Raw genomic sequence first — 10703 nt, 5'->3', positions numbered from 1 at the left:
CTTAAGAGCTATTCATCCGCTTTTCTGTTTGAAGACAAATTTTATGTCTACTTTTTCAGTGCCCTCTAATAAAACTGGCAGCTTTTTTTGTGGGGATGAGTTTCCTCTATTTATTTTTTTGCATCTAAGGCATTTTCAATTCTATCAGAAAGATCTTGTAAATGATATTTACTTAAACCAGTTGCAGAACCTGAACCCGCTTTAATTGTACCTTCCAATTCTCTTAGCTGACCTTTCACTACTGATAATACATCACTTTGTGAAGCCGTTAAACCACTTTGCGATGCACCACCTCTGCCACCAGCTAAAATAGCATTTGTAGCGGTAGGCATTGCAGCAGGCTTAACAATAGAAATTAGTTTATCTACATATAATTTCTGCAAGTTTCTTCTGTAAACATCAATTGGCTGATTTGCTTTCAGTTCAGAGAAAATAGATCCATTTAAATCAGCGAATAAGTCGGTAATTTTATAAGCTGATGCGCCATCTAAAGCTTCTGCAGAAATTAATTTGGTTAAAGTACTTGTACTTAAAATTCTGTTGATGGTTGTATTTTGCAGTCTGCCTACAACTTCTAAACCGTCCTGAGAAATGTTATCTAAAATCGGTTTATTTAATAACCAGGTTGGTGTTTTAAATAACTGTGTATCTAAAAACGTCATTGCCTCTTTTTGAGTAGCTGCTGGGGTACGTTCGTAAACAGAACCTGCCTGCTCAACTGTTTTTGGATTTTCATATATACCACCGATGTTTTTAGCAACATGTCCCATATAACGACCAAACTGTGTTGTTAACTGACCGTACATGTTCTCTAAATTAGCATAACCATCGGCAGGTTCTTTAGTCCACTCTGGTAAATTTGTTAAAATTACCTTAAGATTTTTAATACCGTAAGTACTCGCTTTCATTGCATTATCCGATAAATCTTCATTTTGCGAATGCGGATCATCTGGATTAGTTTCGGTGCCGAACCATAATCTACGGTTTTTAGCAGATTCGATAGTCATTTTATTTAAAATTGGCACCTCTTGTTCTGCATTTTTAGTTTCAGGGAAGTACTTATAACCCCACTCTATTGCCCATTTATCATAATCGCCAATGCGAGGATATAATCCTTTTGGCGAAATCTTATCTTCTGGTTGCGCGACATAGTTAAAGCGGGCATAATCCATAATAGATGGCGTGTGCCCATTTGCTTCTACCCATTTTTTATCTCTCAATAATTCGGTAGGAACTGTAGAGCTTGAGCCATAATTATGACGTAAACCTAAAGTATGACCAACTTCGTGAGAAGAAACAAAACGAATTAAATCGCCCATTAACTCATCGCTGAAAGTCATTTTACGAGCTCTTGGATCTACAGCAGCGGTTTGAATCATGTACCAGTCGTGAACCAGTTTTTGAACATTATGGAACCAGTTAATGTGACTTTCCATAATCTCACCACTACGTGGATCTGAGATACTTGGTCCGCTTGCGTTTGCAATTTCAGATGGTTTGTAAACAATAGCCGAATGACGTGCATCATCGATACTCCAGGTAGAATCCTGTTTAAAGCTCGGCGCTTCTCTAGCCATAACCGCATTCTTGAAACCTGCTTTTTCAAATGCTTTTGCCCAATCATCAACACCTGCTTTTAAATACGGTATCCATTTCTTTGGTGTAGCTGGATCGATATAAAAGATAATTGGTTTAACCGGTTCAACCAGTTCGCCACGTTTGTATTTTGCTAAATCTTGTGGTTTTGGTTCTAATCTCCATCTTTTAATTAATTCGATTTCTTTTACACCTTGAGGATTTAAATCAAAATCGGTATATCCAACAGCGAAATAACCTACACGTGGATCGAAATAACGAGCTTTCATTGGCACTTTAGGTAAAATAACCAATGATGTATTTAACTCAACAGTTGATGAACCAGCTGGAGCACCACCCATAGCCGAAGCTGCAGCACCGCCAAAAGGATTTGGAGCAGCAGTTAAGCTATAAGTTTTAACCGTGCTGATTTCTACATTTGTAGGAAAGCTTCTTAAATTTTGAATATAGCTTCTGTCTGCCAGTTGAGCACCCAATCTGAAACGGGTTTTAGACGCAGGAGAGCTGAAATAAAAAATATCATTATCGCTGTTCAAATAATCTGTAATATCGATAACGCTTCCGGTTTTATCAGGTGTAAAGGCTGCGATGTTAAATGAAGCTGCAATAGCTTGAATATTTGAGTTTTTTAAAGACTGGTACATAGAAGTTGTACTATCAGGTCCATAAGTTCTGTAACTCACTTTACGCATAAAAATGCGGTTGTTTGGTCCTTTTTCAAAACGGATAACAGCACTTCCAATCTGATCGCCTGCATAACCTTGGGCAGCTCTAACTTCTGCACCCGATTTAGATATACGACTAACCACTAAAATATCTCTTCCTAATGTTGTATCGGCAATTTCGAAGAAAAACTTATCTTCTAATTTATGGGTAGTAATCATACCTTTTCTGGTAGATGCCTTACTGGTAATAACCTGATCGTATGGTTTAGGCTGCGCACGAACGCCCGAGCCTAATGCCGCACCTGGAGCTCGCCTGGTAGAATCTGTCGTGGCAACAGTTTGGCCTTGCCTTACTTGTGCCTGAGCAAAAGTAACGGCAGAAACAGCAAATAATATGCTGAGTAAATTTTTCTTCATAACAAATTAGTTGATTTGGCTGTAAATATAGTTTCAGAACGAAGATTTGAAACCGTTTCAGTAATAACTTTTAAGTTACAAAGCAGCTTAATTGCTAAGTTTGAGGAGAAAAATGATTTTATAAAGAAAAATCAGGATTTTCGATAAGCCCAATTACATTTCCAAACGGATCGAAAATGCTACCAACCCAAATTGCCCCACCAACATTGTTAGGTTGCTCATGAATTTCCACTTCAAGCCTGGCAAAACGGGCAAAAGTTTCCTTAATATCTTTAACACCCCAATAAGTTATCGAATGGTTGCCGTTACTATAGCCGGAATCATCAGGATTTAAACCCAATTCAAAGCCACCTACATTATAACCAACATAATACGGTTCATCGAAATAAGGCTCAATTTCGAAAACCTTTTTATACCATTCTTTTGCTGCTGGCAAATCGCCTACATAATAAACTATGGTTCTTAATCCTTGTAGCATGGTTTTAGTCTTTAGTATTTAGTCTTTGGCTTTAGTCTTTAAGCTTTAAGCTCTAGCCTTTAAGCCTGGGCTTTAAGCTTTAGTCTTTTAGCTTTAGGCTTTAAGCTTTAGTCTTTAAGCTTTTAATTATTGATTCCTAATGTATAATCTTAAAAATAAGTTCTTTATAAAGTTCGCCATCATCCACATTCCCACTACTGTCCAAACCCTTACTTTTTAAATCGTATTCCCTTAATAAACTAATCACCTGAAAAACTTTTCCAGTATTGTAATTTCTGGCGGCAACCTCGTAATCTTTAATAAAAAATGGCGGAACCCCCAAAGCGGAAGCCGCATCGGCCTTATTGGGAATATAATGATATTTTAAAAGCTTGGTAAAATAGCCACCAAGATTTGCCAATACCATTACCGTCGGATTAGCTTTTGGGTTGCTGGCAAAATAACTGATAATGCGATTGCATTTTAAAACATCACGGATTGCTAAGGCTTTCTGTAACTCAAAAACATTGTATTCTTTACTAATACCAATATTTTTCTGAACCAAGTCGGTGTTAATAATAGTGTCTTTAGACACATTTAGCATTAACTTTTCAATTTCATTAGCAATTTTAGAAAGATCTGTACCCAGATATTCGGCCATTAATGCCGATGCCTGCTGGTCGATTTTATAGCCTTTTTCTTTTATAAAATCTTCAATCCATGGAACCAACTTATAATCACGAACCAAATCAGATTGAAAGATAAGACCACTTTTACTAATCGCCTTGTAGATTTTTTTCCGTTTATCGAAATTAGCATATTTAAATGCCAAAACTAAAATGGTACTCGGAAGTGGTTTTTCGAAATAGTTTAAAACAAATTCTGCCTCTTTGCTACTCCCTTCTTCTTTTGCCCATTTCAAATCCTGTGCCTCTTTAACAATCACTACCTGATAGTCTGACATCATCGGATATCGCTTTGCAGCACCTAAAACAGTCGCCATATCGGTATCCTTACCATACAAAACAGTTTGATTAAAGCCTTTTTCGGCCTCGTTCAATAATTTATCTTCGATGTATTCGGTTACTTGATCAATGTAATAAGCTTCTTCACCATGTAATAAATACACAGGCTTAAACTTTCTAGCTTTTATATCCTTAATAATTTCGGCAGCAGTCATTGCCGTAAAATTACAATTTAGCTTTTAGGATTTAGGTAAATGTTTATAAACAATATTAACTTTGGCCGCTGTAAGAATGTTTAATTGGTTAATTGTTCAAATTGCTCAACCGAATTTTAAAATGTTTAACCCTACCCCGCTTAATCTTCCGCCTTATCCTTTTAAAATCACCAAAAAAGATGATGTTGTTTTCATTTTTGATGAATTAAGAAAAAAGCATTTAGTTTTAACGCCAGAGGAATGGGTTCGTCAGCATTTTATTCAAGACCTGATTACCGCAAAGAAATTCCCTAAAACATTGATTCAAATTGAAGGTGGACTGGTGCTTAACCAATTGCAAAAACGCAGCGATATTTTGGTTTACAACTCCGATGGCGAAAAATTAGTATTAATTGAATGTAAGGCACCCAAAGTTAAAATTACACCATCAGTTTTTGAGCAAGCATCTCGGTACAATTCTATTCACCAGGCAAAATGGATTGTTCTAACGAATGGCTTACAGCACGTTTATGCTAAAATGGACGTAGAAAAAGGAAGTTTTGTGTTTACACAGAAAATGCCAGATTACCTGGATTTGTAATTTATGTTTCACAGCAAGCACCTTGAAATCAATGCGGTCATCCTGAGGTCCAAAGGGTCTGCCTCCGATGAAACAGATTCTTCGTGCCTCAGAATGACAAGAGTACTATAAGTTATACTCGTTTTTCCAAATCTGCTTATTGCCAGAGAAAATGGCCTCATTGCAGAGCGCTACGCAAATGGCAGCCTGCGTACCCGTTTTCACATTCGATGCTGGAAATTTCCCTGTAATAACCGATTCATAAAATTCATCTAAGGCATAAGTTGTTCCATCTTTCGTTGGCGCATCCAAAATCGGGATTCCACCATCTTTGTTTACCACAATTTTTGTGGCTCCAGTTACGCCATCAACAATGCCCAATTCTTTTTTGGTTTGCTGCTCAGGGTAAAAAATCCCTGTATCAGGCAAGAGATTTACCGAACCTTTGGTTCCCTTTATTTTAAAAAGATAACCATCACGAGCATTGCCGCAGGTAGCACCAAAATTACCGATCATTCCAGCTTTTTCGTATCTAAACATGGCCTGAATATTATCATAGGTTTCTCTACCGTCTTTAAAAATGTCGATACCACCAGTTCCTGTTATTACATCAGGCTGGGTTTCGAAGGCCCAATTGATAAAATCTATTTGGTGAGATAATAGTTCGGCAGCCAAACCGCCAGAATATTCCTTGTACATCCGCCAGTTTATTTGCCTTTCCAGTTTGGGATCGCTTACATTTCGTCGCCAATTTCCATTTCTATCCCAACGGCAATCTACTTGCGAAACATCTCCCAAATATCCACTCCTAATCATATCCTTAACCTTAAAATAAAGGGGCGAATAGCGATATTGATAGCCGACCTGATAAACCTGCTTCGGATATTTCAAAACCAAATTTTTCAAATCTAATGCCTGGGCAATATTATAGGTCATGGTTTTTTCTACATAAACATGTTTGCCAGCCAAAACAGCATCTTTAGCGATTTGAAAATGTGCACTTAAAGGCGTAGCGATAAATACAGCCTCAACATTTTTATCATCTAGAATTTGCTTGTAATTTTTAATGCCTTTTGCCGATTGTGGTGCAAATTTCTTCGTTTCTTCCAATCTGAAATCCAAAACATCACAATATGCAGCGATATTAAACTTTGTAGGCATCGATTTAATGACCGATAACACACCTTTGCCTCGATCACCGCAACCAATCATTGCGATGTTGATTACTTTTTCACGATTCAAACTGAATTTTGCAACTGCAGCATCAGCCACAAATAAACCCGAACTTAACAATGCTGACTTTTTAATAAACGAACGGCGGTGCATGATATAAATTAAATCTTTTTTGTTAAAAATCTACGATTATTATAACGCTTTTGGAGCGCAAGGCCTTTAATTCTTTTAGTAAGACAGTCCCGCCAATACGATTTCCGATGAAACCTGTGAAAAAAGTAAGCATACCTTTTAAAAATGCAAAATAATGCTTAAATCGGAATCCGTTTATGTCGGGGCTGTTTAACCTTATTTATTTGCGCTTAGCTTGGTTTTAATGTACAAACTTTCATTATAAACCCGATAGCAGCGAAAATCTTTTTAAATAAGCAGTAACCATAAATAGGCTGTCATTCTGAGGAACGAAGAATCTGCAACCAATGAAAAGGATTCTTCGTTCCTCAGAATGACAGTAGTTATTTAAAAAATTGTAGCGAATAGCGGGACTGCCACCCGCCATGAAAAGCAAGCGTTCATTTTCAAAAAAACAAACGCTTGCCAAAGTCTCAGCTACTTTAAGGTTTTAATTTTAATCGTTCTGAAATCAACTTTATTACCATGATCCTGAATTAGAATATGGCCTTTTGGCGCCTCGCCAAAGTTTTCCCAATCTTTGTATTTACTAATGGCAACCAGTTTTTTAAACGCTTCCGAACCACGAACGTATTCCAAAACTTTAACACCATTTAAATAATGCTCCACTTTATTATTTGGGTAAACGATTAGGCGAGCGTTGTTCCAGCTACCAATCGGACGTAAATATCTGGCTTCTTTTTTCGCTGTTATTAAATCATATAAGGAAGCTAAAGTTCTATTTCCATCTCTTCCCAACTTCGCATCAGGGTGTAACTCATCATCTAAAACCTGGTATTCTAAACCAATAGCCGAACCTGTGTTTTTTTCGCTAAGGGTTACAAAGTACTTTACGCCACTATTTGCGCCTGGCGTAAGTTTAAATTCGAACGACATATCGAAAGCAGCAAATTCTTCTTGAGTTACAATATCGCCGCCATTAGTAGATTCTGCCCCGCCAGATGGCTCTACACTGATTACCCCATCGGCAATTTTCCAACCTTTTGCAGGGAAAGTTGTTTTATAAGCACCAACCCAGCCATTGTTCGTTTTACCATCGAAAAGCAATTTGTAACCTTCCGATTTTTCGTAAGCGGATAAGGTATTTGGGGTTAAATTAACGTTATAAATCCCTTTAGGAAATGCTTTTGGCTTTAAGTTTTCTGTTTGGATATTGATGTTTTTGAAATAAACTTTCTTCCCATCGTTTTCTAAAACGTTACCAATTCCATGCACTTGCAAACCAATAAACCCAGACTGATCCAGGGTATCGATTACATATGCCACAGGACTTCCGTTTACCCAGGTTTTAAGTTCGTTACCAATATTTTCGATTCGGTAATGGTTAAACTCATTCTTTTTATATAACGGTTTTGCCGCCGAATTTAGCTCTAAAGGATATAACCACAATCTCCTGGCTTCATCGTAAATACCACCCGTCCAGGCCCTCGGGGTTGGATCGATTTCAACCTGCCTGCCAAAAACTAAACCTTTACCGTTATTACCTTCTGGCTTTAAGTGGCTTCGGGTTTGGATCCCAGAATTTGTGCTTTCGCCTTCTAATTTAACATCCAACTCAAGAATAAAATCTCCGTATTCTTTTTCTGTAATTAAAAATGAGTTTGGTGTGCCCTTGGTCATCGTACCCACGATCATTCCATCTTCCACTTTATAAGGTGCGGCTCCTGCAACGGCTTTCCATCCCGTTAAGGTTTTTCCATCGAAGAGTGGCTTTGCTTTTTGCGCAAAGGCAGAAAAACTGATTAGCGAAAGTGTTATTATACTATATTTTTTTAGGTTTAACATGGTTGATAAATAATTTGTGTTATATAAAAGTTGTTTGTGCAGCATGAAAGTCCATCGCACTATTTCTCCGTTCTACTAAATCCCAGCCTAACAAATTTTTGGGGATCCCATGTACCAAGCCAAATCAATGACTTAAATACAAAAATTTTCAGCTGGCAATTTTGTTTCTTTTGTTGTCAAAAGAAAAAAGCCTGTCTGGCTAAGACGATGAAATAATGCTTCGTACCTCCAAATGAAGATGTATAATTATTAATATTTAAAAACTTTTCCGTTAGCGATTACTTCCTGTTTACCCTCATCGAATACTGCTTTTGCACCCGTACGAACCGCAGCATTAGTCATAATATTTGCAATTGAATGCGAATAACCAGCCTCCACAGGGGCATTTGGTGTTTTTCGACTCCTCACGCACTCCATCCAGTTTCTCATATGACCAGAAGTTAAGGCATCGCCTCCCATATTTGCGCCAGTTGCCGCTTTAATTTCAGTTTTACTTAAATCAAAATCTGGAAGCAAGTTGGCTTTCAAACCCATCGCCGCAGCTTCTTTTTCTTTTAACCCACCTTTTGGAGAAACTTTATTTGTAATTAAATTCAGTTCTCCGCCATTTGAATAGTAAACTTCGCCAACATCGCCAACACTATTCTGCATTCTCGAGGTAAAAGTAACCTGAAAACCATCACTAGTATTTGGCTGACCATAATCAAAAACGGCAACCATAGAATCCCAGTTTCTGCGACCATCTTTCCAGGTATAAATACCACCATTAGCGACTACACTTCTCGGGTGTTTTAAGTTCGTAAACCAGTGCACCGTATCAATCTGGTGCGACATCCACTGTCCTGGCATTCCTGAAGAATATGGCCAGAACAATCTATACTCTAAATATTTTCTTGGGTCGAAAGCTTCGTTAGGTCGGTTAAGCAAAAATCTTTTCCAATCGATATCTTCCTCCTTAAGTTTAGCAACCAAATCTGGCCTGCGCCAACGGCCAGGCTGATTAACGTTCCAAACTAAATCTACCGCGGTAATCGGTCCGAATTTTCCATCCTGAATATATTTTGCTGCATTTGCATAGTTTTCTCCGCTTCTGCGCTGCGACCCGATCTGAACAATTCGATCTGTTGCTTTAACGGCCTTAAAAGCAGCTTTCGCATCATCCATCGTTTCGGCAAATGGTTTTTCTACATAAGCATCGCAATTGGCTTTAACAGCTTCAATAGTATGCAGTGCATGTTGAAAATCGGCTGTGCTGATAATTACAGCATCTAAATCTTTGGTTGCGTAAAGTTCATCGTTGTTTCTACAAGCCTTAATATCGTGACCGAATTTTTCTTTTAGATGAGCAATTCCCAAATCTCTGCGGTAGTTCCATAAATCAGAAAGCCCAACTATATCAAAATTTAGTTCTTTGTTATGATTTAAGAAACAAGGCAAAAGCGTGTCTTTAAATCGGTCTGAAAAACCGACCACACCTACGCGAACACGGTCGTTTGCGCCGATAATTCTGCCATAGCTCTTTGCACTCATGCCCATTGTACCTGCATAAGTTGCCGCAGCAAAAATAGCCGACTGCTTAATAAATTTTCTTCTGGAGTTTTCCATGGGATAATATGAATGTATATGATCTAATTTTTATAAACGTTCTCTATTTGTTTGTTAAGGTACTTAAAGCACAAAGCCATCTGTGCATCTGAATAATTACTTCCCGCCTCCACAAAAATTGGCCCTTTGTATTTAGCTATTTTTAGAGCTTCGATGTAAGGTGTAAAATCATCGCCTTTAATGCCTGGCAAAGTTCTTTCAGCATCCTCTGCAATTTCGCAATGAATAAGCAAATCTTTTGCCTCGATAATATTTTGAGGAGGCTCATGCGCTCTTCTCATATGGAAAATATCAGCATTAAGTTTAAAATTTGGATGATTAACTAGCCTCACAATTTCTGCAGCCGATTTCACTGTGTTAATAAAATTGGTTTCTTTGCTTTGAAGATTTTCTAGTGCGATTTTGACTTGGTATTTGGAAGCTATAACTGCTATTTTTTTACTTAAGGTTATAAAATCTACTGTGGCTTTTTTCACGTCATAGTGATCTGGCAACTGCCGGGCGGTTCCGCTTCCGAGCACTAAAACCTTTATTTTTGCTTGTTGCGCTCTGGCAAATAAACGATCGGCATAAGCGAGTACAGTCGTTTCGTTTACATCTGGTCCAGCAATTTTCATATCGCCAGGGAACATAACATTACACATGTAAAGTTTAGTCTTAAGCTTTTTAATTAGCTCAAGATTTTGTCTGAATTTTTCGTCAGATAAGGATGGAGAAATCATTTTACTAACCGACTCTCCCATTAATTTAAATCCAGACGCATTTATTAAACTGTCTTTTTCTAATGGCGCCACAATGCCTAGCGTTATAAATGATTTATTTTCTGATTGAAAGCTGAAAACTAATGGCAGAAGAAGAAATACTATGATTACAACTTTTAGTCTCATTCTCAGTTAAATTAGGCATTCGTTGGTGGCAACGTATAGATATTGGTTAGCAAAGCTTTCGCTCTTTTTCTACCCTAAAATAGTGCTTTTAAATGAAAGATCGTAAAACGGTTTAGTAACATTTTAGAAACGGTCAGTCGCAGGCCGATGCTCAAATTACTTCAGCCCCTTACTTGAATACCAGGAA

At 37.7% G+C, this 10703-nt stretch carries 8 protein-coding genes; 1 reads left to right on the top strand and 7 read right to left on the bottom strand.

What is annotated here, in order from left to right:
* Window positions 1-110: 110 nt before the first annotated feature.
* From ABD692_RS07660 to holA, 3 genes are all read right to left on the bottom strand, one after another.
* A complete protein-coding gene (locus tag ABD692_RS07660; protein ID WP_344766068.1) occupies window positions 111-2678 on the bottom strand; it encodes a zinc-dependent metalloprotease in 2568 nt (855 codons plus the stop codon).
* A 118-nt stretch (window positions 2679-2796) separates the two neighbouring features.
* Window positions 2797-3156 (bottom strand): VOC family protein, encoded by a 360-nt coding sequence (locus ABD692_RS07655; protein WP_344766067.1) that lies wholly within the window; start codon window positions 3154-3156, stop codon window positions 2797-2799.
* A gap of 136 nt (window positions 3157-3292) precedes the next feature.
* Window positions 3293-4315 carry a DNA polymerase III subunit delta gene (gene holA, locus ABD692_RS07650; protein WP_344766066.1) on the bottom strand — a complete coding sequence of 341 codons (1023 nt, stop codon included), beginning with the start codon at window positions 4313-4315 and terminating at the stop codon, window positions 3293-3295.
* Window positions 4316-4436: 121 nt separating this feature from the next.
* On the opposite strand from holA, the gene ABD692_RS07645 reads away from it, so the two are divergent.
* Window positions 4437-4895 (top strand): type I restriction enzyme HsdR N-terminal domain-containing protein, encoded by a 459-nt coding sequence (locus ABD692_RS07645; RefSeq protein WP_344766065.1) that lies wholly within the window; start codon window positions 4437-4439, stop codon window positions 4893-4895.
* A 105-nt stretch (window positions 4896-5000) separates the two neighbouring features.
* Here the strand turns inward: ABD692_RS07645 and ABD692_RS07640 are convergent, their stop codons facing one another.
* The 4 genes from ABD692_RS07640 to ABD692_RS07625 form a co-directional block, all read right to left on the bottom strand.
* Window positions 5001-6200 (bottom strand): Gfo/Idh/MocA family protein, encoded by a 1200-nt coding sequence (locus ABD692_RS07640; RefSeq protein WP_344766064.1) that lies wholly within the window; start codon window positions 6198-6200, stop codon window positions 5001-5003.
* 456 nt (window positions 6201-6656) lie between these two features.
* Complete coding sequence (locus ABD692_RS07635; protein ID WP_344766063.1) at window positions 6657-8024, bottom strand: 3-keto-disaccharide hydrolase; 1368 nt, start codon at window positions 8022-8024, stop codon at window positions 6657-6659.
* Between the two features lie 249 nt (window positions 8025-8273).
* Window positions 8274-9629 carry a Gfo/Idh/MocA family protein gene (locus ABD692_RS07630; protein ID WP_316761132.1) on the bottom strand — a complete coding sequence of 452 codons (1356 nt, stop codon included), beginning with the start codon at window positions 9627-9629 and terminating at the stop codon, window positions 8274-8276.
* Window positions 9630-9652: 23 nt separating this feature from the next.
* Window positions 9653-10516 carry a sugar phosphate isomerase/epimerase family protein gene (locus ABD692_RS07625; protein WP_344766062.1) on the bottom strand — a complete coding sequence of 288 codons (864 nt, stop codon included), beginning with the start codon at window positions 10514-10516 and terminating at the stop codon, window positions 9653-9655.
* Between the last annotated feature and the right edge of the window lie 187 nt (window positions 10517-10703).

It is taken from the genome of Pedobacter ginsengiterrae (assembly GCF_039537385.1).
Taxonomy (GTDB): domain Bacteria; phylum Bacteroidota; class Bacteroidia; order Sphingobacteriales; family Sphingobacteriaceae; genus Pedobacter; species Pedobacter ginsengiterrae.
This window is presented reverse-complemented; position numbering and strand designations above follow the sequence as displayed.

Coding starts and splice junctions, on each gene's coding strand:
- ABD692_RS07660 (WP_344766068.1), bottom strand. CDS start 2,678: ATGAAGAAAAATTTACTCAGCATATTATTTGCTGTTTCTGCCGTTACT.
- ABD692_RS07655 (WP_344766067.1), bottom strand. CDS start 3,156: ATGCTACAAGGATTAAGAACCATAGTTTATTATGTAGGCGATTTGCCA.
- holA (WP_344766066.1), bottom strand. CDS start 4,315: ATGACTGCTGCCGAAATTATTAAGGATATAAAAGCTAGAAAGTTTAAG.
- ABD692_RS07645 (WP_344766065.1), top strand. CDS start 4,437: ATGTTTAACCCTACCCCGCTTAATCTTCCGCCTTATCCTTTTAAAATC.
- ABD692_RS07640 (WP_344766064.1), bottom strand. CDS start 6,200: ATGCACCGCCGTTCGTTTATTAAAAAGTCAGCATTGTTAAGTTCGGGT.
- ABD692_RS07635 (WP_344766063.1), bottom strand. CDS start 8,024: ATGTTAAACCTAAAAAAATATAGTATAATAACACTTTCGCTAATCAGT.
- ABD692_RS07630 (WP_316761132.1), bottom strand. CDS start 9,629: ATGGAAAACTCCAGAAGAAAATTTATTAAGCAGTCGGCTATTTTTGCT.
- ABD692_RS07625 (WP_344766062.1), bottom strand. CDS start 10,516: ATGAGACTAAAAGTTGTAATCATAGTATTTCTTCTTCTGCCATTAGTT.